The sequence below is a fragment of the Streptomyces sp. NPDC007983 genome (assembly GCF_042958345.1).
Classification (GTDB): Bacteria; Actinomycetota; Actinomycetes; order Streptomycetales; family Streptomycetaceae; genus Streptomyces.
Window position 1 is genome coordinate 514,863 of the sequence record NZ_JBIBJI010000001.1, and the last position, 26,275, is coordinate 541,137.

Below are 26,275 nucleotides of genomic sequence, written 5' to 3' on the forward strand. Positions count from 1 at the left end.
AGCGGTGGGATTCCGGCGGCACAGGGTGAGACAGCGGACATGCAGAAGGGGTGCCCCTCGACTCGGGGCACCCCTTCTGACCAGCTAGTTCGCTGACCTGCGCGGAGGCTGAGGGATTTGAACCCTCGGTGACATCGCTGCCACGACGGTTTTCAAGACCGTTCCCTTAGGCCGCTCGGGCAAGCCTCCCCGCGCCGCCCTTGGGGGCGCGGGGATCAGCCTAGCGTGTCAGCTGTCTCCCTTGCGCTGCCCCAGGGTGACGTCGACCGTCGAGGTCTTGCCGTCGCGCTTGTAGGTGAGGGTCACCTTGTCGCCCGGCTTGTGGGTCCAGATCTCGCTGATCAGGGTCGGGCCGCTGTCGATCACGGTGTCGTCGAGCTTGGTGATCACGTCGCCGGACTTGAGGCCGGCCTTGGCGGCCGGGCCGCCGGGGACGACGGCGGGGCTGCCGCCGGCACCGTTGGCGGCGATCGTGGCGCCGGCGCCGGAGTCCTTCATGCTGACCGTGGCCTCGATCACCGGGTAGACCGGCTGGCCGGTCTTGATCAGCTGCTGGGCGACGGTCTTCGCCGTGTTGATCGGGATGGCGAAGCCGAGGCCGATGCTGCCGGACTGCTGGGACTCGCCGAGGCCGCTGCCGCTGCCCGCGGACTGGATGGCCGAGTTGATGCCGATGACGCCGCCGTCCGCGTTGAGGAGCGGGCCGCCGGAGTTGCCGGGGTTGATGGAGGCGTCGGTCTGCAGGGCGCTCATGTAGGAGGCGTTGCCGCCGCCGCCGTCGCTGGAGGCGACCGGGCGGTTCTTGGCGCTCACGATGCCGGTGGTGACGGTGCCGGAGAGGCCGAAGGGGGCGCCGATGGCGACCGTGGCGTCGCCGACGACGACCTTGTCGGAGTTGCCGAGCGGCAGCGGGTTGAGCTTGGCGCCGGAGGCGTTCTTGAGCTTGATGACGGCGACGTCGTAGCCCTGGGCCTTGCCGACGACCTCGGCGGTGTACCGCTTGCCGTTGGAGAAGGTGGCGGTGAGCTTGCCGTTGTCGGCGGCGGAGGCGACGACGTGGTTGTTGGTGAGGATGTGGCCCTGCTTGTCGTAGACGAAGCCGGTGCCGGTGCCGCCCTCACCGTTGTTGCCCTGCGCCTCGATGGTGACGACGCTGGGCAGGGTCTTGCCCGCGATGTTGGACACGGAGCCGGGGGCGCGGCTCTCCGCCTTCGGGTTGCCGGCGGCGGAGACGGTGGTGGTGTCGCCGCTGTCGTTCTCCCGGTCGGCGGCCCAGAAGCCGACGCCACCGCCGATGCCGCCCGCGACCAGGACGGCGGCCAGGACGGCGGCCACGAGCCCGCGGGGCTTGCGCTCCGGCGTCGCGGGAGGGGGCGGTACGGGGCCGGTTCCCCACGGGCCGCCCGGTCCGCCGGGCCCGCCGCCCTCGGCGCCGGAACCCGGGCCGTCCGGCTGTCCGCCGTCGGAGGGCCACGGTCCGGATCCGGAGCCGGGGGCGCCGTAGCCGGGGGCACCGCCGGGGTCGCCCGCGCCGGTCGACGCGAACGCCGCCGGGGGCTGGCTGGGGGCCGGGGGCTGGGCCGGCGGGGCGGGGGACGGCGCCGGGCCGCCCGCCTGCGCCGTCTGGTCCGGGGCCGGACCTATCGGCGCGTCCGGCGCGGCCGGCTTCGCGCCCGCGGTGGGCTCGAAGTCCGGCGCGGGCGGCACCGCGGGGTTCGGGTGCGGCGCCGGAGGGGCCGGTTGCGGCCCGGCCGCAGGCGGTACGGCAGCGCCCTCGTTCTCGGTGCTCACAGCTGTCTCCTCAGGTGCACGACAGTTTTCCATGACGGCCCACGCGTACGTATTACCGTTGTCAGCTTTTCCCACAGCGCGTCAGACCGCCGTAAGGAGCGGCGGCCGTGTGGACTACCACCCTTTATCCCGGACAATTCGCCCTATCGCCATTCCGGGCAACGACAGGAAGCGGAACCTTCCACCGATGGACACCGGGCGGTGGCACCATAACTCGGTGACCTATGCGCGTTCTGACCGGGACATCCGCCCGGGTCCGCACACCGTGTCCGTCGTGGCCCACCGCGGGGCCTCCGAGGACGCGCCGGAGCACACCCTGGCCGCGTACCGCAGGGCGCTGGAGGACGGTGCCGACGCCCTCGAATGCGACGTCCGGCTGACCGCCGACGGCCACCTCGTCTGCGTCCACGACCGGCGCATCGACCGCACGTCCAACGGCCGCGGCGCGGTTTCCGGGCTGGAGCTGGCCGATCTCGCGGCCCTCGACTTCGGGTCCTGGAAGGGTCAGGCCACCGACAAGGAGGCGCCGGACCGGAACAGCCGCGACAGCACGTCCGTCCTCACCCTCGAACGGCTGCTGGGGCTGATCGCCGACGCCGGACGCCATGTCGAACTGGCTATCGAGACCAAACACCCCACCCGGTGGGCGGGCCAGGTCGAGGACCGGCTGATCCGGCTGCTGCGCCGGTACGGGCTCGACGCGCCGCCGCCCGGCGAGCCGCCGCCAGTGCGCGTCATGAGCTTCTCGGCGCGCTCGCTGCACCGGGTGCGGCTCGCGGCGCCCGCCATCCCCACCGTCTATCTGATGCAGTTCGTCCTGCCGCGCCACCGGGACGGACAGCTCCCGCCCGGGGTACGGATCGCCGGGCCCAGCATCCGGATCGTGCGCAACCACCCGGCGTATGTGACACGGCTGCAGCGCGCGGGGCACCGAGTGCACGTGTGGACCGTCGACGAACCGGCCGATGTCGAGCTGTGCGTGCGACTGGGGGTCGACGCGCTGATCACGAATCGCCCTAAACGGGTGCTGTCCCAACTCGGGCGCTCATAGTGGGCATTACAAGGCGTGCACCGGCGCGTTCGTTACGTATTCGATCGTGACGAGTGCGTCACACGATGCCACTTGGCCGGTTTCCGCTCCAGCCCGTCGGGGCATCCATCCCCTGGCGTGGGGCTAAGGAGGTCTCGGGGGTGGCGTTGGTGGTGGCACAGAAGGTGCCGACGTCGTCGACCATGGCCGTACCCCATGGTCCTGCGGGCGTCCACGTGGCAAGACAGTGGATGCGCAGTGATCTGGGCAGGACTGGGGTATCGGATTCGGTCATAGACGACGCAGTGTTGATCCTTTCGGAACTGCTCAGCAATGCGTGGCGGCATGGCAGCCCATGGCGCTCCGACCCTGGCGGCGGGACGGTTCGCGCGGCGTGGAGCGTCGATGAAGACGATCGGGTGATGGTCGAAGTCACGGATGGCGGTGGCCCTACAAGGCCACTTCCAGCCAAACCTTCCGTCACGGCTCGCGGGGGCCGGGGGCTGAACATCATCAGATCCCTGTCCGACGACTGGGGCGTGCGCGACGGCACGGGCGAGGTCACCGTATGGGCCCTCCTGCCGGCCGACACCGGCTTCTCCGGCCGGGTCATGCTGTCCACCGATCTCGGCGCGGGCCTCGGCGCCGGTGCCGGAGCAGGCCTCGTGGCGAATCTCGACCCGCACATCGACCCGGTTATCGATACGAACATCGACACGAACATCGACACGAACATCGACACGAACATCGATCCCGACTTCGACCGCGAGCTGGGCTTCGCCGATCTGGACGAGTCGGCGTGAGCGACGCGGCGCATCTCGCCGACGAGGTTCGGCCGACGGGCTAGGCTCCCGCCCGTACGTGTAGCCGTACGACTACGACGACGTACGCGCCGATACGGGCCCGTATGCGAGCCGTACGCACAAGCCCTGAGCCGCCACGATCGGGAGACAGCCACACCATGGCCAAGAAGCGCCGCCCCCAGACGAAGGCCGCAGGAGCACGGGGCGCCACGGGCGACATCCCCGTGGTGAGTGCGCGGGAGCCCTGCCCGTGCGGTTCGGGCCGCCGCTACAAGGCCTGCCACGGCCGGGAGGCCGCCCACTCCGTCACCGAGCTGGTGCAGCGGCCCTTCGAGGGGCTTCCCAACGAGTGCGACTGGGTGGCGCTGCGCGAGCTGGTGCCCGCCGCGACCGTCCGGCTGGCCCTCGCCGAGGGCCAGCCCGAGGGCGTGCCGTCGGTCACCCTGGCGACCGTGCTGCCGATGGCCTGGCCCGCGCTGCGCCGGGACAGCGGTGCCGTGCTGGTCGGTCTGCAGAACGACACGGCCTCCGGCGACCTCAGCCGCGATCTGGCCGACACGCTGCGGCGCGCGCTGACCGCCGAGCCGGGCACGCCGGTGTCCGCCCAGCGGGTGCCCGGAGACGGTCCGCGCCTACAGGATCTGCTCGACCCGAAGGGCGCTTTCACGCCGACCCTGCACGAAGGGTTCGAGTTCTGGCTGGAGGACGCCGCGAACGCGACCGGGGAGGTCGCCGCGTCCCTGGAACGGGCCAACGCCGCCGCGATCCCCACCGCCCGGCTCACCGGTGTGGAGGCCGCCTACTGGTGCGAGACGCCGGAGAAGAACCACCTGCGCTGGGTGATGTCCCACCCGGAGGAGAAGCTGCTCGACGCGCTCGCGCGGCTGCATGCGGCGGGGGCGTCCTCACTGGGCGACAACACCCGTCTGGTGGGCTCTTTCCGGGCCCACGGGCTCACCGTGCCGGTGTGGGACCTGCCCCGCGGCATGGGCGCGGAGGAGACCGAGAAGCCCGCCGCGGAGCTGGCGGAGCGGCTGGGCGAGGCGCTCGCCTCGGACGAGCCGCTCACTCCCGAGCAGCGGCGTGCGCGGGGCGGTCTCACCAACCGTCAGGTGACGCTCAGCTGAGGGTCCGGGCGGGGCCGTCCGGGCGCCCGGACGGCGTGACCCTGCTCACAACTCGCGGGTACGGCCTGGAAATACACGTCCGGAAATCCGCGATCGAATTTGCTTAGGGCCGATCTCTTGTTACGGTTCTAAAAGCCCGGTCGCTGGTGCATCCCCCGTCGCCAGCGACCGGGCGTTTGCATGTCCGGAACCGGAACGTACGGGTCCGGTACGGGCCAACCGGCCGCGGTGCCGCGGGAGTTGCCCCCGGCCGCAAGGTACGCAGGCGGGCCTCGGGCCGACGCCACCAGGCCGCCGAAGATCACCCGAACGCACCACACGCGGCGAGGCCGGTGGCCGCGCCGCGTGCGCCGTTGTCGTATGTGGTTGACAAATTTCGCCGACGCATGTGACGAGGGCGGCGAACGCCGGGGTCAGTGGCGGCGAACGCCCGGGTCAGTAGGCGAGCCGGCTGCCCCCGTCGGGCGCGCTGCTGCTCGCCTCGACGAGCGCGTCCACCACGGTGGCCACCTCCGGCAGCCAGGGCCGCCCGCGGCGGCGCTGCGGCGCCCGCTCCCAGCGCACCCGGCCAAGACCCGTCTGCGACGGCGGCAGCGCCAGATAGCCGCCCTCGCCGTGGAACCGCAGCGAGCTGGGCACCCAGTCCTGGCGGTTGAGGAGTTCACCCAGCTCTTCGAGGGAGTACGGGGCCACCAGCAGCGACCAGCGGGTGGGCGTGGCGACCACCGGGCCGAGCCGGATGCCCGCCCGGTCGAAGGCGGCCAGCGCCCGGGCCCCGGCGACCGCGGGCAGGCTGAGCGCGCACGGGGCCGTGCTGCCGGTGGCCAGCAGGAGCGGCGCACCGGGGCGGTTGGTCCACCACCAGCGCACCATGCGCGGATCGGTGGTGGCCGCGAGGAGAACGGGGTCGAAGGGGTGCCCGCCCGGCACCGCACACTCCGGGTCGGGACAGCCGCAGACCCGCATACGTCCGCCGCCGGACTGGAGGCCGATACCCGGCAGGACGGGCCACTGCCACTCGGTGGCGCAGGTGAGCGCCGCGCGGAGCAGCGGCGAGCGTGCGCCGCGCCGCAGCGAGAACTTGCGTCGCCTTCCGAGGATCTCGCGCATGAGCGCTCGTTCCTTTCCGTTAACGCCGAGGGCTGTATCCGTTCGCACTACATGGCACTTCACATGGCACTACGTGGCGCTGTGGGGCATCGTTCGGCCACTCACAGCACATGGATCACAAGTCACTGCGCGTACAAGGCAGCGCATCACGCCGCGGGCCGAGCGTGGAACGTGGCGAGGGGTGGCGCGCGCATGGCGCTTACCGTCCTGGGTGGTGCGTTTCCTCGCCACTCGGGGAGGGGCGCGGCCGTTGTGGTCTATGACGCCTGGACCGGCCACGGGGTTCCGGGGCGGTCCGAACTGCCCCAGGCCCTCTCCGAATGTGTACCCGCCGCGATGGAGACGACGCGCTGTCGAATGACGTCAGTCGACCTCAAATTGGCTGCGTAGCGACTCTTTTTCGGCCAAGTTCAATTCCCCACAGACACTAACAAGACCACCGGGACAATGCTGGACATCGCCTCTCCCGTACGTGTACATCTGGAGACAGTAGCGGCACAGTAGCGGCGCAGCATGACAGGGGGTTTGCGATGCTATTGAGCAAGCTGGGCGCGGCGGGTGAAGGCAGTGGTCCATGAGCTCGCCCCATCCGCCGAAAGTGGCTGAAATCGATTCTTCCCTCCCCGCACCCACGCAAACTGCCGATCCCATCAGCCCACCCCTCGCCGCGCCGGAACCCGGGGTTCAGGACCGGCTCGCCGGGTGGGTGTCGGATCTCACGACGCTTCACGAACTCACCGAGCGGCTGGTCCATACCAGCACCCTCGATGACGCGCTGCGGGAGCTGCTGCGCGCGGGCGCCGCGCTGGTGGGCGCGCAGCGCGGGCTCGTCGCGCTCGAACCGGCGGACGGGCAGGGCCCGGTGACCACCGTCGGCCTCGGCCTCGGCCGCGCCGACCTCGGCCAGATCGAGACGATCCCGGGCAGCTCCGCGCCCGGCGGCCATCTCCTCGACGGGCTGCCCGAGCCGGGCGGCAAGCGGCGCGCCGAGGTCACCCACCCCGACATCGCGGGCGAGGCGGGTCTCCCTCCGCTCCATCGCGCGGTCGCCGCCCGCCTGGGGTTCGCCGCCAGCTACGCGGTCCCGCTGGACCCCTTCCCCGGCCCCGGGCCGGGACTCGCCATCGTCCCCGCCCCCGCCGCCGAGGACGCGTCCCCGGGCGCGGGCGGCCGTACGCCGCCGGGCGCGGGGCAGGGCGCCGCGCAGGGCTCCGCACCGGCCGGTGTCCCCGGCGCGGCGGGCGTGCCCGCCGGGCGGCTCGGCGCGGTCGCCTGGCTCTACGACGAACCGGCCGAGCCCGAGGAGCACCAGCGTCATCTGGTGGCGCTGTACTGCCGTTACGCCGCCGCCCACCTCATCCGGCTGATCGAGCTGACCCGGGCCCGCGCCACCGTGGCGACCGTCCGGGAGGAGCTGCTGCCCACCCGGCTGCCGCGGCTTCCCGGGGTGCGCCTGGCCGTCCGTCACCGCCCCGGCCCGCGGGGCGGCGGGGACTGGTACGACGCGCTGGCGCTGCCGGACGGCGCCCTTGGCCTCTCGGTCGGCGCGGTCACCGGTTCCGGGCCGAGCACCATCGTCGCGACGGGGCGGCTGCGGGCCTCGCTCCGCGCGTACGCCGTGATGGAGGGCGAGGATCCGGTCGCCGTGCTCTCCGATCTGGAACTGCTGCTGCGGCTCACCGAGCCCGCGCGCTCCGCGACCGCCCTGTTCGCGTACTGCGAGCCCGGGGTGCGCCGGGTGCTGCTGGCCGGGGCGGGGCACTGCCCGCCGCTGATCACCGGGGAGCGGCGTACGGAGTTCGTGGAGACCACGCTGTCCGCGCCGCTGGGCATGCTGTCCTGCTGGGAGGCGCCGAGCGTGGAGATCGAGCCCGGCTGCGGGGAAACGCTTTTGTTCTACAACGACGGGCTGCTCCACCGCACCGGTGAGCCGATGGACCGGGCCTTCGCCCGGCTGCACGCGGCGGCCGCCGGTGCCCCCAGGGCGGTGCGCGCCGACCCGGACGCCTTTGCGGACCATGTGCTGCTGGCGATGTTCCCCGGGGCCCCCGGCGACCAGGCCGAGGGGGACGCCGGCCCCGGGCCCGACGCGGGGGACGGCGCGGAGGACCTCGTCCTGCTCGTCGCCCACTTCGACTGACCGGCGGCGTCGGGGGGGCCGGCGACTGATCGGCGGCGCCCATGACGTCTCCCGGGCGTCGTACCCCGGATCTACCATGGGAGAGGTCCAGTTCGAGGAGGATGACGTGACCGAGGAGCCCACTCCTGACGCCCCGGAGACCCCGGAGGCCGAGGAGCAGCCCATCAAGCAGCGGAAGAACGGCCTCTACCCGGGCGTTTCCGACGAGCTTGCCGAGAGCATGAAGTCCGGCTGGGCGGACACCGAGCTGCACGACCTGAGCCCCATCGAACAGGCTCCGGACACGGCCCGCCGCCGTGCCGCGCTCTCCGCGCGGTTCCCCGGCGAGCGCCTGGTCATCCCCGCGGGCAACCTCCGCACCCGCTCCAACGACACGGAGTACAGCTTCCGTGCCGCGACCGAGTACGCGTACCTCACCGGCGACCAGACGGAGAACGGCGTCCTGGTGCTGGAGCCGGACGCGGGCGGGGGCCACAAGGCGACGGTGTACCTCCTTCCGCGCTCCAACCGGGAGAACGGCGAGTTCTGGCTGGACGGCCAGGGCGAGCTGTGGGTCGGGCGGCGGCACAGCCTCGGCGAGGCCGAGCAGCGCTTGGGCCTGCCCGCCAAGGACGTACGGGAGCTGGCCGACCAGCTCGGCACCGCGACCGGCCCGGTGCGCGTCGTGCGCGGGCATGACGCGGGGATCGAGGCGGCGCTGACCGACAAGGTCACCGCCGAGCGCGACGAGGAGCTGCGGGTCTTCCTCAGCGAGCAGCGCCTGGTCAAGGACGAGTTCGAGATCGGCCAGCTGCAGCGGGCCGTCGACTCGACCGTCCGGGGCTTCGAGGACGTGGTGAAGGTCCTCGACAAGGCGGAGGCGACCTCGGAGCGCTACATCGAGGGCACGTTCTTCCTGCGCGCCCGCGTCGAGGGGAACGACGTCGGCTACGGCTCGATCTGCGCCGCCGGACCGCACGCCACCACCCTCCACTGGGTGCGCAACGACGGCCCGGTCCGCTCCGGCGACCTGCTGCTCCTCGACGCCGGGGTCGAGACCACCACCCTCTACACCGCCGACGTCACCCGCACCCTGCCGGTGGGCGGCAGCTACACCCCGCTCCAGCGGAAGATCTACGACGCGGTGTACGAGGCGCAGGAGGCGGGCATCGCCGCGGTCAAGCCGGGCGCGAAGTACCGCGACTTCCACGACGCCGCCCAGCGCGTCCTGGCCACCAAGCTGGTCGAATGGGGCCTGGTCGAGGGCCCGGTCGAGCGCGTCCTGGAGCTGGGCCTGCAGCGCCGCTGGACACTGCACGGCACCGGCCACATGCTCGGCATGGATGTGCACGACTGCGCCGTGGCCCGCACCGAGACCTATGTCGCGGGCACGCTGGAGCCCGGCATGTGCCTCACCGTCGAGCCCGGCCTCTACTTCCAGCCGGACGACCTGACCGTGCCCGAGGAGTACCGGGGCATCGGTGTCCGGATCGAGGACGACATCCTGGTGACGGAGGACGGCAACCGCAATCTGTCGGCCGGGCTGCCGCGGTCCGCCGATGACGTCGAGGCGTGGATGGCCCGGATCATCGCCCAGCGGAGCTGAGGCCGAAGGCGAGGCGGGGGGAGCGGCGGGCGCCGCTCCCCCCGCTGTCATTGACCGCCGATAGAGTCCGTGCCCATGGCGGAGTCATGGGTCGATTCGGCGGAGGCCCTGGGCAGTGACCTGCATCTGGAGCTGACCGGGGCGGGCGGCCGCCGGGCCGCCCTGATGCGCGCGCTGCGGGACGCCATCCGGAGCGGGCGGCTCGCCCCTGGCACCCGGCTGCCGCCCTACCGCTCGCTCGCCGCCGACCTCGGGGTCGCCCGCAACACGGTCGCCGACGCGTACGCCGAGCTGGTCGCCGAGGGCTGGCTCACCGCCCGCCAGGGCTCGGGGACGCGCGTGGCGCCCCGGGCCGACCCGCCCGCGGCCCGGCGGACCGGCCGTCCTGCCGTACGGACCGACAGCGCCCGCGGCGTCAACCGCGCCGACGGTGGCCGGGAGACCGCCCCGCGCCCCGTCCACAGCCTGCTCCAGGGCCGGCCGGACGCGGCCGCCTTCCCGCGCACCGCCTGGCTGGCCTCGGCCCGGCGCGCGCTGACCGCCGCGCCCAGCGAGGCGTTCGGCCCCGGCGATCCGCACGGCCGCCCGGAGCTGCGCCGCGCCCTGGCCGACTACCTCTCCCGGGCCCGCGGCGTGCGCACCGCCCCGGACCGGATCGTGATCTGCTCGGGCTTCGCGCACGCCCTGCGGCTGCTGAGCGGAACCCGCGCACTGCGCCACAAGGCGGCCGTCGAGGCGTACGGCCTGGACTTTCACCGTTCGCTGCTGGCCGCCGCCGGAATCCGGACGGTGCCGCTCCCGCTGGACGAGGACGGCGCCCGCACCGAGGAGCTGGCCGCCCGCCGGGACCTGCGGGGCGTGCGGGCCGTACTGCTCACCCCGGCCCATCAGTTCCCGACCGGCGGGCCGCTGCACCCGGAGCGGCGCGCCACGGCCGTCGACTGGGCGCGGGCGGGTGGCGGGTTGATCGTGGAGGACGACTACGACGGGGAGTTCCGCTACGACCGGCGGCCGGTCGGCGCCGTCCAGGGCCTCGACCCCGACCGGGTGCTGTACGTCGGCTCGGTCAGCAAGAGCCTTTCGCCCGCCCTGCGGCTGGGCTGGATGGTCCTCCCGGACGCGCTGGTGGACGAGGTGCTGGCCGCCAAGGGCGAGCGCGAGGGGTGGGCGAGCGCCCTCGATCAGCTGACGCTCGCGGACTTCCTGGAGTCCGGCGGCTACGACCGCCACGTACGCCGGATGCGCCGGCGCTACCGGCGGCGCCGCGACCAGCTGGTGGCCGCGCTCGCCGAGCGCGCCCCGCACATCCGGGTCTCCGGCATCGCCGCCGGGCTGCACGCCGTCCTGGCGCTGCCGCCCGGAACCGAGCGCTCCACCGTGCGGGCCGCCGCCTCGCACGGGCTCGCCCTCGACGGGCTGGCCGGCTACCGCCACCCCGATGCCACAGGACCGGCCCATGACGGCCTGGTGGTGGGTTATGCGACCCCGCCCGATCACGCGTTCGCGAAGGCGCTGGACGCGCTGTGCCGGGCGCTGCCGCCCGGTGAAAACCCCCGGTGAGACCCTCGCGGACCCCGGGGAGTCCGGTGGGAACCCCCGGTGAGCCCGGTGAGGGGTGACGCGCGGCTACGACGCTCTGAGCAGAGAGTCCTCGCGCCACTTGAGGATCTTGTCGAAGCTCACCACCACCCCGCCGCGGCCCGGTCGGTCGCGATAGCGGACGTGATCGGTGAGTGCCTCGATGAGAAAGAGCCCCCGCCCGTGCTCCGCGTGTGCGGGAGCCGGACTGTGCGGGTGCTGCGGCCTCGGCGCCACTGCCGGACGCCGCTCGCTCCGAGTGCGCGCCTCACGGCGCACGGTGCCACGGCCGGAGAAGCCGGGGCCCGAGTCGGTGACCTCGATACGGCAGGTGTCGCCGTCGATGAAGGCCGTGACGCGGTAGTCCCCGCCCGTACCGTCGCTGCCACCGTGCTCCACCGCGTTCGCACACGCCTCGGAAAGGGCGACCGACAGATCGTAGGAGATTTCCGGATCGACTCCGGCCGTCTCCATGGTGCCGAGGAGCAGTCGTCGTGCGAGCGGAACGCTCGCCGCCTCGCGGGGCAAATGGAGTGACCACCAGATGCTCATGCTCCAGCCTCCCGGCCGCGGCTCGACATACCGTTACGTATTGCCTGGGTCCATGGTCCGTAAGCGTCCGATTGACGTGACTCCGCTCATTCGGCGGACGCGCGCGGTAGGCGCATCGGTGTATAGGCCTGTCCCGGTGTGCGCCGGTACGCCCTACCCGCCGTAGGGAACGCGTTTACCCGGTGGGATGATGGCGCAGCCATGGCTTCCCCTGTCGCCCGTGCGGGTGCCGATCTGCGCATGCTGCGGGCCGCGGTGTTCACCGCGGTCTGTGTCGTGCTGTCCGCGGCGGGGCATGTGCTGGCGTCCTGCGCCACCGTGCCGCTGTGGACGCTCGGCGCGGGGGCCGCGGCGATGTTCGCGGTGGCGCTGCCGCTGGCCGGGCGGGAGCGGGCGCTGCCCGGGATCGCGGCGGTGCTGGCCCTGGGGCAGCTCGCGCTGCACTCCCTCTTCGGCTACGGGCAGCAGCAGGCGGCCGCCGCCGCGGAGGCCGCCCACCGCGTGGACGCCGGTGAGGGCCGCGTCATCGGCATGGCGGCGAAGCTGCTGTGCACCACGCTCCCCGGCCGCCTCGACGCGGCCACGGCGCACCGGATCGTCGCCCGGTCGGGCATCGACCCGTCGACCCTGCACTCCGCACCCGGCACCGCGGCGCCCGGCCCCGAGCACCAGATGGGCCTGACGGCCCTGCTGCCGTCGCTGCCGATGACCCTGGGCCATCTGCTGGCCGCGCTCGCCGTCGGCTGGCTGCTGCGACGCGGCGAGATGGCCGTGTGGCGGGCGGTACGGCTGTCGCTGGACGGGGCGCGCGGGGTCGCGGAGGCCGCGCTCGTACGGTCGCTGCGCGCCGCGCTGGGCCTCGGACGGACGCTGCTCGCCGGGCTCACGGACGCCGCGTCCGGCGCCGCGCCGCCCCGCCCCCGTACGGACGGGGCCGACGAGGGCGCGACGACGGCCGTCGTCCTCCAGCACAGCGTGATCAGGCGGGGACCGCCGGCTTGCGAGCTCGCGGCCTGACGCGACACTCCTCCAGCGGGACCGGAGGGTGGCCGTGCCGGCGCCGCACGCACGCCAACCCACCGATCACTCCTCATCTGGAGCGTTTGCATGAACGCCATGCGTCTTCGCCGTCTGCCGGTTCTCGGCGGCCTCACCGCGGGCGCCCTGGTGCTGCTCGCCGCGGGCCCCGCCTTCGCGCACGTCAGCGTGCAGCCGGGGCAGGCCGAGAAGGGCGGCTACAGCACCGTGGACTTCAAGGTGCCCAACGAGCGGGACGACTCCTCGACCGTCAAGCTCGAGGTCAACCTGCCCACCGACCATCCGCTCGCCTCCGTGATGCCCCAGCCGGTGCCCGGCTGGGACGTGAAGGTCACCAAGTCCAAGCTCGCCAAGCCGATCGAGACCGACGACGGCAAGGTGACCGAGGCGGTCACCAAGATCACCTGGACCGGCGGCAAGATCGAACCGGGCATGTTCCAGCAGTTCCCGGTCTCGGTCGGCCCGCTGCCCGAGGACGCCGACCAGCTCGCCTTCAAGGCGCTCCAGACGTACGACGACAAGCAGGTCGTGCGCTGGATCGAGGAGCCCAAGGAGGGCGCGCCCGAGCCCGAGAACCCGGCGCCGGTCCTCAAGCTCACCGACGCCGCCGAGGGCTCGGACGGGCACGGCTCCGCAAGCGCGGGCGACGCCAAGGGGGCGAAGGCCACGGCGTCCGATGACACGGCGAAGACCGCCTCGGAGGCGGACGGCGACGGCACCGACACCACCGCCCGGGTGCTGGGCATCGCGGGCATCGTCATCGGCGCCGCCGGAGTCACCTTCGGTGTGCTCGCGGGCCGCCGCCGCTCCGCCTGATCCGCATGATCCGCATGATCCGCATGACGAGCCGAAACCCCGCGTGACGGCATGGCGTGACCGCGCGTCCTGACCCGGCGCCGCGGTACGCCCGGCGGCGGGCCCCCGGCCCGCCGCCATCACGCACCACCGATCCGACCATCTCTTTGGAGAACAGCTCCATGCGCACCAAGATCCTGGGCTCCGCCCTCGTCGCCGCCGCCGCACTCACCCTCACCGCCTGCGGCGGCTCCGGCGACGGCGGGGACAAGGGGGACAGCGCCGCCAGCGTCTCGGGCGGCCAGAAGACGGGACAGGCGATCGTCCTGAACAACGACGCCAAGGCCAAGCCCGACCTCGTCCTCACCGACACCGAGGGCAAGAAGTACGACCTGCTCAAGGAGACCAAGGGCCACCCGACCCTGGTCTTCTTCGGCTACACCCACTGCCCGGACGTCTGCCCGCTGACCATGAGCAACCTCGGCATCGCCGCGTCCAAGCTGTCCAAGGCCGAGCGCGAGAAGCTGCGGGTCGTGTTCGTGACCACCGACCCGGAGCGCGACACCCCGCAGCGGATGCGCAAGTGGCTGGACGCCCAGGGCGGCAAGGACTTCGTCGGGCTGACCGGCGACTTCGACACCATCCAGGCCGGGGCCAAGCCGCTCGGCATCTTCATCGAGAAGCCGAAGAAGGAGAAGGACGGCAGCATCACCGTCAACCACGGCGCCCAGGTGCTGGGCTTCTCGCCCAAGGACGACAAGGGGCACTGGATCTACACCACGTCGACCTCGCCCCAGCAGTACGCCAAGGACCTCCCGAAGATCATCAAGGGGGAGAACCCGTGACCGCCGCCCGGCACCGGGCCGCCGCCGCGGCCGCCCTCGCCCTCGGCCTGACCGGCGCCCTCACCGCCTGCGGCGGCGGGGAGGGCGGCGGGGACAGCGGCGGGGGCAGCGGGGACCGCCCCGAGCTGTCCGTCAGCGGCGCCTACATCCCGCGGCCCGCGATGGCCGACATGGCGGCGGGCTTCCTGACCGTACGGAACAAGGGGGGCGGCGCGGACAAGCTGACGTCCATCACCACCCCGCTCGCCCGCGACGTCACCCTGCACACCACCAAGGGCACCCAGATGAAGCAGGTCAGCTCGCTCGACGTGCCCGCGGGCGGCCGGCTCCGGCTGTCCAGCGGGGGCGATCATCTGATGCTGACAAAACTGGCCCACAAGCCGAAGGTCGGTGAGAAGGTCGAATTCACCCTGCACTTCGCCACGTCCGACCCCATCACGATCAAAGTCCCGGTCGAGCCGATGACGTACCGTCCCAAGGACTGACAGCCGATGCCCTCGCTGACCTCCCCGACCGCCCGGCCCCGCAGCGGTGCCCGGACCGGTGCCCGGACCTCCGTCACCGCCCGGCGGCTGCTGTCGGTCCTCGGCGCCCTGTTCGCCGCGCTGCTGTGCGCGCTGAGCTTCGGCGCCGGGCCCGCGTCCGCGCACGCCGCGCTCACCTCCACCAGCCCCGGCGAGGGCGCGGTGGTGCAGTCCGCGCCGTCGGACGTCACGCTCACCTTCTCGGAGGGCGTGCTGCTCGGCCGGGACGCGCTGCGCGTCCTCGACCCCAAGGGCAAGCGCGTGGACGCCGGGAAGGCGGCACATGCGGGCGGCAAGTCCTCGACCGCGTCGGTCGCGCTGCGCTCCGGGCTGCCCGACGGCACCTACACGGTGGCGTGGAAGGCGGTCTCGGAGGACAGCCACCCGGTGAGCGGCGCGTTCACCTTCTCCATCGGCGCCCCGTCCAAGACCTCGGTCACGGCGCCGACGGGCGGGAGCGGCGACAGCACGGTCACGGCGCTGTACGGCATCGGGCGGTACGCGGCCTACGGCGGCTTCGCGGCGCTGGTCGGCGCTTGTGTGTTCGCCGGGGTGTGCCGGTCCTCCCGCCCGGTCCGGAAGGTCGCCGTCGGCGGCTGGGCGACGCTCTTCGGGTCCACCGTGCTGCTGTTGCTGCTGCGCGAGCCGTACGCCGACTCCGAGGGGATCGGCAAGGTCTTCGACCTCGGCGGGCTCGGCGACGCCCTCGACACCAAGCCGGGCGCGGCGCTGCTGTCCCGGCTGCTGCTGCTCGGCGTGGCGGCGGTCTTCCTGGCCGTGCTCTTCGGCTCGTACACCCGCCACACCGAGGCGGAAGAAGAAGACGCGAAGCGCCGCCAGGACCTCGCCTTCGGGCTCGGCTTCGGCGGTGTCGTCGTCGCGGTGGGCCTCGCCTCGACCTGGGCGATGGCCGAGCACGCCTCGGTCGGCATCCAGCGGCAGCTGGCCATGCCGGTCGACGTGATCCACCTGGTCGCGGTCGGGGTATGGGTGGGCGGTCTGGCCTCGCTCGCGGTGACGCTCCGCGCGGGCGTGCCGATCGAGCGGGCGGCCGTGGCCCGCTTCTCCCGGCTCGCGTTCGGCTCCGTCATCGCCCTGGTCCTCACCGGGCTGTACCAGTCGTGGCGGCAGGTCGGCTCGTGGAAGGCGCTGACCGGCACCGACTACGGGCGGGTGCTGCTGGTCAAGGTGGGCCTGGTGGCGGTGCTCGTCGGCATCGCCGCCGTCTCGCGCCGCTGGACCGCCCGTCTGGCGGATGCCACGGCCTCCGCAGACGTCCCCGCAGACGTCTCCGCTGAAGCGGAAGACGAGGCCGGGAGCGCGGAGAAGGGCCGGGTGACGGCGGAGGCGGGGGCCCGGACCGGGGCCAAGGCGGTGGTGAAGGCCGGGCAGCCGGTCCGTACCGGCGCCGCCGGGGCCGGGTCCGGAGACGACTCCGGCGAGGACGCCGGGGAGGGCTCCGGTGGGGACTCCGACGAGGGCTCGGACGGGGGCTCCGTCGAGGGCTCCGGGGCCGACGACGATCCCGTACGCACCGCCCAGCTCGCCCGTCAGCGGGCGGCCAAGGACAAGACCGCCGCCCGGCGGGAGCGCGACGCCGACCCGCAGCGCAGCGGGCTGCGCCGCTCGGTGATCGCCGAGACCGTCGTGGCCGCCGTGCTGCTCGCGGTGACCACCGTGCTCAGCGGCACCCAGCCGGGCCGGGCGGAGACCGGGAAGCCCGCGGCGGCGGCCGCCGTGGACCCCGGAGGGCTGAACGTCGACCCGGTGAGCGTGGAGATCCCGTACAACACCGGCCCCAAGAGCGGCCGCGGCAAGGCCATCGTCATGCTCGACCCGGCGCTGCCCGGCGACAACGCGCTCAACGTCTTCATCAGCGACTTCGCCGACCGCCCGATCGACGTGCCGGAGGTGAAGGTCTCCCTGACCCTCAAGCAGAAGGGCCTCGGCCCGCTGTCGATGCCCCTCAAGCACCGGTCCACCGGGCACTGGAGCGCCCAGGGCGTGCAGCTCCCCATGCCCGGGAAGTGGCTCCTCTCCCTCACCGTACGTACCTCCGACATCGACCAGGTGACGGAGACCAGGAACGTGAAGATCGCACAATGAGCACTCAGCAGGCCCCGAAAGCCCCCGAAACCACGCAGGACCAGCAAGCACCCCCGTCCGGGGTGTCCCGGCGCCGTCTGCTGGGCACGGCCGGCGCCGCGGGCGCGGCCGGGCTCGTCGTCGGCGGGGCGGCCGGCGCGTACGCCGCGGAGGCGACGCGGGACACGCCCCGGCCGCTCAGCTCGGTCGGCTCGACGACCGTCCCCTTCAACGGCGAGCACCAGGCGGGGATCACCACCCCGCTGCAGGCCCACGGCCATCTCGCCGCCTTCGACCTGGCGCCCGGTGCGAACCGCCGACAGGCCGCCGCGCTGCTGCGCCGCTGGTCGAGGACGGCGCGCGAGCTGGCCGAGGGCAGGACGCCGCCGGACGATACGGGCATCGCGCTCGACGCCGGACCGTCGTCCCTCACCGTCACCTTCGGCTTCGGCCGCTCCTTCTTCGGCAAGGCCGGGCTGAAGGACCGGCTCCCGGAGGCTCTCGCTCCGCTCCCCGACTTCGCCTCGGACGCGCTCGACGCGAAGCGCAGCAACGGCGACCTGTGGATCCAGATCGGCGCCGACGACGGGCTCGTCGCCTTCCACGCGCTGCGCGCGCTGCAGCGGGAGGCCGGGGACACGGCCCGGCTGCGCTGGCAGATGAACGGCTTCAACCGCGCCCCCGGAGCCACCGGCCACCCCATGACCGTGCGCAATCTGATGGGCCAGGTCGACGGCACGAACAACCCCAAGCCGCACGAGCCGGACTTCGACCGGCGGATCTTCGTCCCCGGCAACGGGGACCCGGCCTGGATGGCGGGCGGCTCGTACGCCGTGGTGCGCCGGATCCGGATGCTGCTCGACTCCTGGGACAACCTCTCCCTGGAGCGGCAGGAGAAGGTCATCGGCCGCCGCAAGTCGGACGGGGCGCCGCTGTCCGGTGGCACCGAGACGACCCCGGTGCGGCTCGACAAGATGAACGCGGACGGGGCGCTGGCCATCGGCGGCGCCGCCCACGTACGGGTCGCGGCCCCCGAGTCCAACCAGGGCGCGGCGATGCTGCGCCGCCCGTTCTCGTACCACGACGGCTTCCGCGACGACGGGGCGCCGGACGCGGGGCTGCTGTTCGTCGCCTGGCAGGCGGATCCGATGAAGGGGTTCGTGCCGGTGCAGCGGAAGCTGGACCTCGGGGACGACCTGTCCCGGTTCCTGCGGCACGAGGCCAGCGCGCTCTTCGCGGTGCCGGGCGGCTGCGCCCCGGACGGGTACGTGGGTCAGGCACTCTTGGAAGGGTGAGCGAGGGACGAACCGCTTCGTCCCCGGCCGCCGCTGGGTATCGTGGCGGCTCTCATACGATCACAGGGAGCCACCGTGATGTCGGCCAGTCAGTATGCCTACCTCGGCCCCGAGGGCACCTTCACCGAGGCCGCGCTGCGGTCGCTGCCGGAGGCGGCCACGCGCGAGCTGGTCCCGATGGTCTCGGTGCCCGCGGCGCTGGACGCCGTGCGCAGCGGGCAGGCGGCGGCGGCCCTGGTCCCCATCGAGAACTCGGTCGAGGGCGGGGTCACCGCGACCCTCGACGAGCTGGCCACCGGCGAACCGCTGACGATCTACCGCGAGGTGCTGCTGCCGATCAGCTTCGCGCTGCTGGCGCGGCCGGGCACCACGATCTCGGACGTCAAGACCGTGACCGGGCACCCGGTGTCCCAGCCGCAGGTCCGCAACTGGCTCGCGGCGAACCTGCCGGACGCCCTGTGGGAGTCGGCGGCGTCGAACGCGGACGGCGCGCGGCTGGTGCAGGAGGGGCGCTACGACGCGGCGTTCGCGGGCGCGTTCGCGGGGCCGAAGTACGGCCTGGAGCCGCTGGTCACCGACATCCACGACGCGCAGAACGCGATGACCCGCTTCGTGCTGGCCGGCCGCCCGGCCCGGCCCGCCGCCCGGACCGGCGCGGACAAGACGTCCGTGGTGATCTGGCTGGGCGACGACCACCCGGGCGCGCTGCTGGAGCTGCTGCAGGAGTTCTCGGCGCGCGGCGTCAACATGATGCGGATCGAGTCGCGCCCGACCGGCGAGGGCATCGGCCGCTACTGCTTCTCGGTGGACTGTGAGGGGCACATCACGGACCGGCGGGTGGGGTCGGCCCTGATGGGGCTGCGGCGGATCTGCCCGAAGGTGCGCTTCCTGGGCTCGTACCCGCGTGCCGGGGTGGACGCGGCGGATCTGGCTCCGCTGCGCCACGGCACCTCGGACGAGGCGTTCGCGGAGGCGGCGGAGTGGCTGGCCCGCTGCCAGGACGGGCGGGGCTGATCCCGGCCGGAAACGATGCGCCCCGGTCCGGTCAACGCCGGGCCAGGGCCGTCACCGTGGAAAAGTTATCCACAGGCTCGGCTCCGCGCTGGGGACAAGTCGACAACGCCAATCCGGCAATGTCGACACATCACCACAGTCACCTCATCGACTTACATCACCGGACATTACACATCTGTCACCGCAATTCCCTTGATCCGCTCTTTGGAGTGAGGGATTCCTCTCTAAAAGAGTGTGTGAACGCGGTTCGACAGGGGAATCCATCGCCGAGCACTCGGCGGACTAAACGATCACCGCGACATCCACAGATCTCACACACAGGCTGTGGATAACCCGTGGGTATCCCAACAGGCCTGTGGACAACGAAACGCCAACTCACCCCGCACACAGGGGAAGACAGTCATCTCTTTGCCCCTTTTCGGGGAATGCGCACGCATTGCTTGACGTCGATCCACACAGGAATTCCCAGGTTTTCCCACAGCCCTAAATGGGGGCAAAAAGGGGCACACCGGAATATCGCGTCGAGCCCCCGAGGTCACACCGGTAACCTGGGGGGGTGATTGACCTTCGCCTGCTCCGTGAGGACCCCGACCGTGTGCGCGCCTCCCAGCGCGCCCGTGGAGAAGACGTCGACATCGTCGACGCGCTCCTGGCAGCCGACGAGCGGCGCAGGTCCTCCAGCGTCCGCTTCGACGAGCTGCGCTCCGAACAGAAGGCGCTCGGCAAGCTCATCCCCAAGGCGTCCGGGGACGAGAAGGCCGAGCTGCTGAAGAAGGCCGGTGAGCTGTCCGCCGCGGTCAAGGCGGCCGACGCCGAGCAGGACGCGGCGGCCGAGGAGACCCAGACCCTGCTGCGCCAACTGGGCAATCTGGTCCACCCGGCCGTCCCCGTGGGCGGTGAGGACGACTTCACCGTCCTGGAGACGGTCGGCACCCCGCGCGACTTCGCGGCCGAGGGCATCACCCCCAAGGACCACCTGGAGCTGGGCGAGCTGCTCGGCGCGATCGACACCGAGCGCGGGGCCAAGGTCTCCGGATCGCGCTTCTACTACCTCACCGGCATCGGCGCGCTGCTCGAGCTCGCGCTGGTGAACGCGGCGATGGCACAGGCCACAGCGGCGGGCTTCACCCCGGTGCTCACCCCGGCGCTGGTCAAGCCGAAGGCCATGGAGGGCACCGGCTTCCTGGGCCAGGCCGCGGAGGACGTCTACCACTTGGACAAGGACGACCTCTACCTGGTCGGCACCTCCGAGGTGCCGCTGGCCGCGTACCACATGGACGAGATCCTGGACGCGGAGCAGCTGCCGCGGCGCTACGCGGGCTTCTCCTCCTGCTTCCGCCGCGAGGCCGGGTCGTACGGCAAGGACACCCGGGGCATCTTCCGGGTGCACCAGTTCGACAAGGTCGAGATGTTCGTCTACACGACGCCGGAGGAGGCCGAGGCCGAGCACCAGCGGCTGCTGGAGTGGGAGAAGCAGTGGCTGACCTCGCTGGAGCTGCCGTTCCGGGTGGTCGACCTGGCCTCGGGTGACCTGGGCTCGTCCGCGACGCGGAAGTTCGACTGCGAGGCGTGGATCCCGACCCAGGAGAAGTACCGCGAGCTGACCTCGACGTCCAACACCACCGAGTTCCAGTCGCGGCGGCTGTCGATCCGGATGCGCGAGGGCAAGAAGGTGCGTCCGCTGGCGACGCTGAACGGCACGCTGTGCGCGGTCACCCGGACCATCGTCGCCATCCTGGAGAACCACCAGCAGGCCGACGGTTCGGTGCGGGTGCCCGAGGTGCTGCGGCCGTTCCTGGGCGGGCGCGAGGTTCTGGCGCCGGTCGCCCGGTGAGCGCCGGCACCCTTCCGTATCGCCTGGTCGCGACGGACCTGGACGGGACCCTGCTGCGTTCCGACCACACCGTCTCGGCCCGTACCCGCGCCGCGCTCGCCACCGCCACCGCGGCCGGGGCCGCCCATATCGTCGTCACCGGGCGCACCGTCCCGGTGGCCCGGCACATACTGGACGACCTCGGCTACGAGGGGCTCGCGGTGTGCGGCCAGGGCGCGCAGCTCTACCACGCGGGCGAGCACCGGCTGCTGACCTCCGTCACGCTGGACCGCCAGGTGGCCATGCTGGCAATGGAGAAGATCGAGGCGGAGACCGGTCCGCTGCTGCTGGCCGCGGCCCGCGACGGGCTCGACGGCGAGGTGCTGTTCGGCCCGGGGTACCGGGTCGGGCACGGGGAGATGCCGGTCACCTCCTTCAGCGACCCGGACGAGGTGTGGTCCGCGCCCATCAGCAAGCTCTACATCCAGCACGCCGAGCTGGGCGACGACGCGCTCGCGGACGCCGCGCGGATCGCCGCCGGGGGTCTGGTCGGGGTGACGATGGCGGGCGCGGGGCTGGTGGAGCTGCTGCCGCTGGGGCTGACCAAGGCCACGGGCCTCTCGCTGGCCGCCCGCAGGCTGAAGGTGACGGCCGCGGACACCATCGCGTTCGGCGACATGCCCAACGACATCCCGATGTTCGGCTGGGCGAAGCACGGGGTCGCGATGGCCAACGCGCACGACGACCTGAAGGCCGTCGCCGACGAGATCACCGCCTCCCATGACGAGGACGGCATCGCCGTGGTGCTGGAGGGGCTCTTCGGCTGAGCCTTCGGCGGATGACGCGTGACGACGGGCGGCCCCTGGCGGGCCGCCGTCGTCATTTCTCATGCGGGGTCCGGCTCAGCCCAGGTTCTTCACGGCCTGGTAGTAGGTCCACGCGGTGCCGTCACAGGCGGTCTTCTTGGAACCGGTGTAGGCGGTGCACACCCGCTTGAGGTCCTCGTAGAAGGCGCTGTCGAGACGGGCCTTGTTGGCGTCGAAGATGCCGAGCGCCTTGTGGTTGCGGTACCCGAAGTCGTGGCGGGCGCACGAGGTCTGGAAGGGGAAGCCGAAGGGGTTGTCGGGCGAGCTGCTGCAGTAGTCGGTGGACCAGTCGAACGCGTACGCGGCCCACGCGCCCTGGTTGCCGCGGGCCGCGAGCCAGGTGTTGTAGCTGGCGGCACTGGTCTGGGTCCAGCTGGCGAGCACCTGCGCCTTGTCGGCGGGGACGGCCTCGGCGGGGGCGGCCAGGGCGACGGTGGCGGCCGCGGTGACCGCGGTGGCGGCAAGACTCGTGGCGAGACGACGCATTTCGGGTTCCCTCCGTTGGTTGCTGACGGCAGCTCAAACCGCCCGTGTGGGACACGGGTTACGGACGGTGTGAGGTGGCGCACAACCAGAATTCGGCAGGTTCCTGACAAGCGTCAAGATCTAGACAGGCGTATGGATGAACAGAGTTCGACCAACGGAGGTTCGGAGGTTCCTCCAAGTGGACCGGAAAAACGGCCAGTTCACACGGCCGGTTCGGGCTTGCGCTTCGGCCTGGCGGTTCAGGAAGGAAGGCGCGACGGGTCGCGCGGCGTCGGGGGCAGCGGCCCCGGCCCCTTGATCCGGCGGATGATCGGCGAGGTCTCCATATGCCGTACCGCGGGCAGCGCGGCGATCCGCGTCGTCAGATAGGTGTACAGCGCGGAGACGCCCTCGCACACCACGGTCGCCATCAGGTTGCTGGGCCCGGTGGTCGCGCACGCGAACGCGACCTCGGGGTGGTCCGCGAGCGCCTGGCCCGTGGCGGCCAGATCGGAGGGCGGCACCGACAGCCACAGCACGGCCGTGATGTCGTACCCGAAAATGCGCTGACGCTGATCGACGTCGAAGTACAGCGTGCCGTCGGCGCGCAGCGCGGCGAGCCGGCGGCGTACCGTCGACTGCGACCAGCCGGTGGCGGCGGCGAGTTCGGCCAGCGGCGCCCGCCCGTCGCGCGCGAGGACCGCCAGCAGCTTCCGGTCCTCGGCGGTCAGGACCCCGGCGGAACCACCGGGGTGGTCCGCCCCGGGGGCGGCGAGCCGTGTCGCCTGCTCGGGGCTCAGCGCACCGGACTTGTTGACCAGACCCAGCGCACCGCCGAAGAACTGGTGCAGGACACAGTGCGCGCTCACCCCCGTCACCCGGGGCGTATGGGGCAGTTTGCGCAGCAGCAGCGCATCGCTGTCCTGGCCGGACGCCGCCCGCGTCGTCGCGACGACCTCGGTCCCGTCGGACAGCACATGCACCCAGGAGGTGTCGGTGCGGCGGGCCAGCGCCTCGGCGACCGGCACCGCGGCGTCCGGCAGGCACTGCACCCGCACCATCCACGCCACCTCGCCGACCGCCATGGGATCGGTCAGGCCCAGCACCCGGATCGCCCCCGTCGTCCGCAGCCGGGTGTAGCGGCGCGCCACGGTCTGGTCGGAGACGCCCAGCACCTCGGCGATGCGGCTGAAGGGGGCCCGGCCGTCAAGCTGGAGGGCATGCACCAGCGCCCGGTCCAGATCGTCGTACGCGTCGGATTTCACCGCTCAAAGCTAGCCGGTGTCGGATAACGCCACCAGGCCCGGGCCGGCTGGAGGTGGAACCGGCACCTTGGCGACGGTGAGGGCCGCGGGGCCACGGCGACGGGCCGGCCCCCCGGTTACCTCTCGGAGATTCCCCATGCGCAGCACATGGTGGCCACTGGCCGCCATCACACTCGGCAACTTCATGCTGCTGATCGACGTGACCATCGTGAACACCGCGCTGCCCCAGGTGGCGCACGGACTCGACGCGTCCTTCACCTCCCTGCAGTGGGTGATGGACATCTACGCGCTGGCGCTCGCCGCGCTGCTCATGGTGGCCGGTTCGGCGGCCGACCTCTTCGGACGGCGGCGGCTGTATCTGCTCGGCCTCGCCGTCTTCGCCCTCTCCTCGCTGATCTGCGGGCTCGCCCCCGACGCCGGGGTGCTGATCGCCGCCCGCGCGGTCCAGGGCGCCGGGGCGGCGGCCATGTTCGCCACCAACACCCCGCTGCTGATGGCCACCTACACCGGGCGCGCCCGCGGCATCGCCTTCGGGGTGTGGGGCGGTACGAGCGGGGCGGCCGCGGCGGTCGGCCCGGTACTGGGCGGTGTGCTCACCGAGTACGTCGACTGGCGGGCCATCTTCCTGGTCAACCTGCCGCTGACGGCGATCGCGGTGTGGATAACGGTCCGTACGGTCGGCGAATCACGCGGTGCGCCGGGGGCGCGGATCGACTGGCCGGGCGCCGCCTTCTTCACCGCGTGCGCCGGTGCGCTGACGTACGGACTGATGCGGGGCGGCGAGGAGGGCTGGTCCGACACCGGGGCGGTCGTCGCCCTGGCCGGTGCCGCGCTCGCGCTGATCGTCTTCGTCGCGGTGGAGCGCGGGACCCGGCAGCCCCTGCTCGACCTGCGGCTTCTGCGCCGCCCGCCCTTCGCGGTGCTGATGGCCGCGGCCCTGCTGCTCCAGGCGGCGGCCTTCCCGTACCTCACCTACGCCGGGCTGTGGCTGCAGTCCGTACTCGGCATGAGCCCGGTACGGGCGGGGCTCGCGGTAACACCGATGGCGGGCGTCTCGCTGGTCGTCGGAGCGGTGGGCGGGCGCCTGCTGGAGAAGGTCGCGCCGGGGCGCACGCTCGGCGGCGGACTGCTGCTCGTGGGGGCGGGCGCGCTCGTCAACGCCACGCTGGTGGACGCCACTTCGGACTGGACGGCCTTCGCCCCCGGCCTGGCGCTCGCGGGTCTCGGCATCGGCCTCGCCATGCCGGTCCTGGTGTCGGCGGCCCTCGGCGCCGCCCCGCCCGAGCGGGCGGGCATGGCCAGCGGCGCGGTGAACACCTTCCGCCAGCTGGGATACGCGCTCGGCATCGCGGTCCTGGGCACGGTCTTCTCGTCGCGGGTACGGGACGTGGTCACCGACAGCGGCACCGTCCCGCCGCAGGCATCCGGCCGGGCGGCCGACGCCATCAGCGGCGGCCACGCCGACGCCGTCATCACCGCCGCCCCGCCGGACCACGCGGCCGCGGCCCGCACGCTGGTCCACGAGTCGTTCGCCTCCGGCCTCGACCGGATCTGTGTGATCTCCGGCATCACGGCACTGACGGCGGGCCTCCTCGTCCTCGCCGTCGTCCGCGGCCGCCCGAAGCCCCCGGCCCCCGCCGGGCCACGGGCCGAACCGTCCCCGACGGAGCCGGTGGCGGCATGAGCGCTCCGGAAGATCGGCGGTAGCCACCGCCTGCTCGGTGGGCCGGCGCCCGTCCGGCCCACCGAGCAATGTAGGTGGCATAGGCATCTAGATTGTAGGATGACTGGGCAACCGGTTGAATCGAGAATGGAGCTACAGGACATGGCCTTGCGTGCCGCCGGGCGGCAGTCGCTCGTCGACACCGTCGTGGAGCAGTTGCGCGCACAGCTCGCCGAGGGCGAGTGGCGGGTCGGCGATCGCGTTCCGACCGAGCACGCGCTCGCCGAGCAGCTCCAGGTCGGCCGGAACACGGTCCGGGAGGCGGTTCGCGTCCTCGTGCACGCCGGGATGCTCCAGGCCAGGCAGGGCGAGGGCACCTTCGTGATGTCCACCACCGACCCGGCCGAGGTCATGCGGGACGTACGGCGCGCCGGGATCCGGGACGTGCTGGAGCTGCGCATCGCGCTGGAGGCCGAGGGCGCCCGGCTCGCCGCGCTCCGGCATCAGCCCGACGATCTGGCGCGGATGCGCGCGGCGCTGGCCTCGCAGGCGGCCTTCGAGGACGCCGAGGGGCAGCCGGAGTCCGGCAGCCATGAGTTGTACGCGGCGCATGACGTCGCGTTCCACACCGCCGTGGTCGACGCCGCGCACAACGCCGCGCTGAGCGCCACGTACGGCTGGTTCAGCAGTTCGGTGCGCGATGCCCTGGTGGCGTCGCTCGGCGACCGCGAGATGCCGCGCATCGAGCCCGGCGACCACCACGCCCTCATCGACGCCATCGCGTCGGGCGACCCGACGGCCGCCGAGGACGCGGCGCGGGCCCTGCTGGAGACGCCGAAGCGCGCCGTCGAGACGCTGCTCGCCAACGACTGAACCCCACCCCACCACTCC

Annotated in this window: 22 protein-coding genes and 1 tRNA gene; 17 read left to right on the forward strand and 6 right to left on the reverse strand. The window is 72.6% G+C overall.

From position 1 onward, the window contains the following. Positions 1-102 precede the first annotated feature (102 nt). Positions 103-189: transfer RNA gene (locus tag ACFZCY_RS02460), tRNA-Ser, on the reverse strand. A 39-nt stretch (positions 190-228) separates the two neighbouring features. Then, positions 229-1,791 carry a trypsin-like peptidase domain-containing protein gene (locus ACFZCY_RS02465; RefSeq protein ID WP_391168750.1) on the reverse strand — a complete coding sequence of 521 codons (1,563 nt, stop codon included), beginning with the start codon at positions 1,789-1,791 and terminating at the stop codon, positions 229-231. A gap of 217 nt (positions 1,792-2,008) precedes the next feature. On the opposite strand from ACFZCY_RS02465, the gene ACFZCY_RS02470 reads away from it, so the two are divergent. From ACFZCY_RS02470 to ACFZCY_RS02480, 3 genes are all read left to right on the forward strand, one after another. Then, positions 2,009-2,842, forward strand: coding sequence for a glycerophosphodiester phosphodiesterase family protein (locus ACFZCY_RS02470; RefSeq protein WP_391168751.1), 834 nt, complete (start codon positions 2,009-2,011; stop codon positions 2,840-2,842). A gap of 65 nt (positions 2,843-2,907) precedes the next feature. Then, positions 2,908-3,624, forward strand: coding sequence for an ATP-binding protein (locus ACFZCY_RS02475; protein WP_391169380.1), 717 nt, complete (start codon positions 2,908-2,910; stop codon positions 3,622-3,624). Positions 3,625-3,782: 158 nt separating this feature from the next. After that, positions 3,783-4,751, forward strand: coding sequence for a DUF5926 family protein (locus ACFZCY_RS02480; protein WP_391168753.1), 969 nt, complete (start codon positions 3,783-3,785; stop codon positions 4,749-4,751). Positions 4,752-5,186: 435 nt separating this feature from the next. Here the strand turns inward: ACFZCY_RS02480 and ACFZCY_RS02485 are convergent, their stop codons facing one another. Further along, positions 5,187-5,861: a bifunctional DNA primase/polymerase gene (locus tag ACFZCY_RS02485; RefSeq protein ID WP_391168754.1), complete on the reverse strand. Its 675-nt coding sequence runs from the start codon at positions 5,859-5,861 to the stop codon at positions 5,187-5,189. Positions 5,862-6,435: 574 nt separating this feature from the next. Between ACFZCY_RS02485 and ACFZCY_RS02490 the strand changes: the two genes are divergently transcribed. The 3 genes from ACFZCY_RS02490 (at position 6,436) to ACFZCY_RS02500 (ending at position 11,146) form a co-directional block, all read left to right on the forward strand. Beyond that, positions 6,436-8,001, forward strand: a complete 1,566-nt coding sequence (locus tag ACFZCY_RS02490; RefSeq protein ID WP_391168756.1) for a SpoIIE family protein phosphatase — start codon at positions 6,436-6,438, stop codon at positions 7,999-8,001. Between the two features lie 76 nt (positions 8,002-8,077). Beyond that, complete coding sequence (locus ACFZCY_RS02495; RefSeq protein ID WP_391168758.1) at positions 8,078-9,586, forward strand: aminopeptidase P N-terminal domain-containing protein; 1,509 nt, start codon at positions 8,078-8,080, stop codon at positions 9,584-9,586. A gap of 75 nt (positions 9,587-9,661) precedes the next feature. Beyond that, a complete protein-coding gene (locus tag ACFZCY_RS02500) occupies positions 9,662-11,146 on the forward strand; it encodes an aminotransferase class I/II-fold pyridoxal phosphate-dependent enzyme (RefSeq protein ID WP_391168759.1) in 1,485 nt (494 codons plus the stop codon). A 66-nt stretch (positions 11,147-11,212) separates the two neighbouring features. Here the strand turns inward: ACFZCY_RS02500 and ACFZCY_RS02505 are convergent, their stop codons facing one another. Next, positions 11,213-11,716, reverse strand: a complete 504-nt coding sequence (locus ACFZCY_RS02505; RefSeq protein ID WP_391168761.1) for an ATP-binding protein — start codon at positions 11,714-11,716, stop codon at positions 11,213-11,215. Between the two features lie 201 nt (positions 11,717-11,917). Between ACFZCY_RS02505 and ACFZCY_RS02510 the strand changes: the two genes are divergently transcribed. The 9 genes from ACFZCY_RS02510 (at position 11,918) to ACFZCY_RS02550 (ending at position 21,952) form a co-directional block, all read left to right on the forward strand. Further along, entirely contained in the window at positions 11,918-12,733 is an 816-nt protein-coding gene (locus ACFZCY_RS02510; protein ID WP_391168762.1) for a hypothetical protein, read from the forward strand. A gap of 90 nt (positions 12,734-12,823) precedes the next feature. Next, positions 12,824-13,570, forward strand: a complete 747-nt coding sequence (locus ACFZCY_RS02515; protein WP_391168764.1) for a DUF1775 domain-containing protein — start codon at positions 12,824-12,826, stop codon at positions 13,568-13,570. 161 nt (positions 13,571-13,731) lie between these two features. After that, positions 13,732-14,394: an SCO family protein gene (locus tag ACFZCY_RS02520; RefSeq protein ID WP_391168765.1), complete on the forward strand. Its 663-nt coding sequence runs from the start codon at positions 13,732-13,734 to the stop codon at positions 14,392-14,394. Next, entirely contained in the window at positions 14,391-14,879 is a 489-nt protein-coding gene (locus ACFZCY_RS02525) for a copper chaperone PCu(A)C (protein WP_391168766.1), read from the forward strand. The genes ACFZCY_RS02520 and ACFZCY_RS02525 overlap by 4 nt, the downstream gene beginning before the upstream one ends. A 6-nt stretch (positions 14,880-14,885) precedes the next feature. Then, positions 14,886-17,024, forward strand: coding sequence for a copper resistance protein CopC (locus ACFZCY_RS02530; protein WP_391168768.1), 2,139 nt, complete (start codon positions 14,886-14,888; stop codon positions 17,022-17,024). Continuing rightward, positions 17,021-18,298 carry an iron uptake transporter deferrochelatase/peroxidase subunit gene (gene efeB / locus ACFZCY_RS02535; RefSeq protein ID WP_391168769.1) on the forward strand — a complete coding sequence of 426 codons (1,278 nt, stop codon included), beginning with the start codon at positions 17,021-17,023 and terminating at the stop codon, positions 18,296-18,298. The genes ACFZCY_RS02530 and efeB overlap by 4 nt, the downstream gene beginning before the upstream one ends. 78 nt (positions 18,299-18,376) lie before the next feature. Then, entirely contained in the window at positions 18,377-19,312 is a 936-nt protein-coding gene (gene pheA, locus ACFZCY_RS02540; RefSeq protein WP_391168770.1) for a prephenate dehydratase, read from the forward strand. 556 nt (positions 19,313-19,868) lie between these two features. After that, positions 19,869-21,146 carry a serine--tRNA ligase gene (gene serS / locus ACFZCY_RS02545; RefSeq protein ID WP_391168771.1) on the forward strand — a complete coding sequence of 426 codons (1,278 nt, stop codon included), beginning with the start codon at positions 19,869-19,871 and terminating at the stop codon, positions 21,144-21,146. Then, positions 21,143-21,952 (forward strand): HAD-IIB family hydrolase, encoded by an 810-nt coding sequence (locus tag ACFZCY_RS02550; protein ID WP_391168772.1) that lies wholly within the window; start codon positions 21,143-21,145, stop codon positions 21,950-21,952. The genes serS and ACFZCY_RS02550 overlap by 4 nt, the downstream gene beginning before the upstream one ends. 75 nt (positions 21,953-22,027) lie before the next feature. On the opposite strand, the gene ACFZCY_RS02555 is transcribed toward ACFZCY_RS02550, so the two are convergent. Continuing rightward, complete coding sequence (locus ACFZCY_RS02555; RefSeq protein ID WP_391168773.1) at positions 22,028-22,477, reverse strand: phospholipase A2; 450 nt, start codon at positions 22,475-22,477, stop codon at positions 22,028-22,030. A 239-nt stretch (positions 22,478-22,716) separates the two neighbouring features. Continuing rightward, positions 22,717-23,721 (reverse strand): AsnC family transcriptional regulator, encoded by a 1,005-nt coding sequence (locus tag ACFZCY_RS02560; protein ID WP_391168775.1) that lies wholly within the window; start codon positions 23,719-23,721, stop codon positions 22,717-22,719. A gap of 136 nt (positions 23,722-23,857) precedes the next feature. Here ACFZCY_RS02560 and ACFZCY_RS02565 point away from each other — a divergent pair, with 136 nt between their 5' ends. Together ACFZCY_RS02565 and ACFZCY_RS02570 are read left to right on the forward strand one after the other, a co-directional pair. After that, positions 23,858-25,405: a DHA2 family efflux MFS transporter permease subunit gene (locus ACFZCY_RS02565; protein WP_391168777.1), complete on the forward strand. Its 1,548-nt coding sequence runs from the start codon at positions 23,858-23,860 to the stop codon at positions 25,403-25,405. Between the two features lie 141 nt (positions 25,406-25,546). Then, positions 25,547-26,257: an FCD domain-containing protein gene (locus ACFZCY_RS02570; protein WP_391168778.1), complete on the forward strand. Its 711-nt coding sequence runs from the start codon at positions 25,547-25,549 to the stop codon at positions 26,255-26,257. Positions 26,258-26,275: the final 18 nt, after the last annotated feature.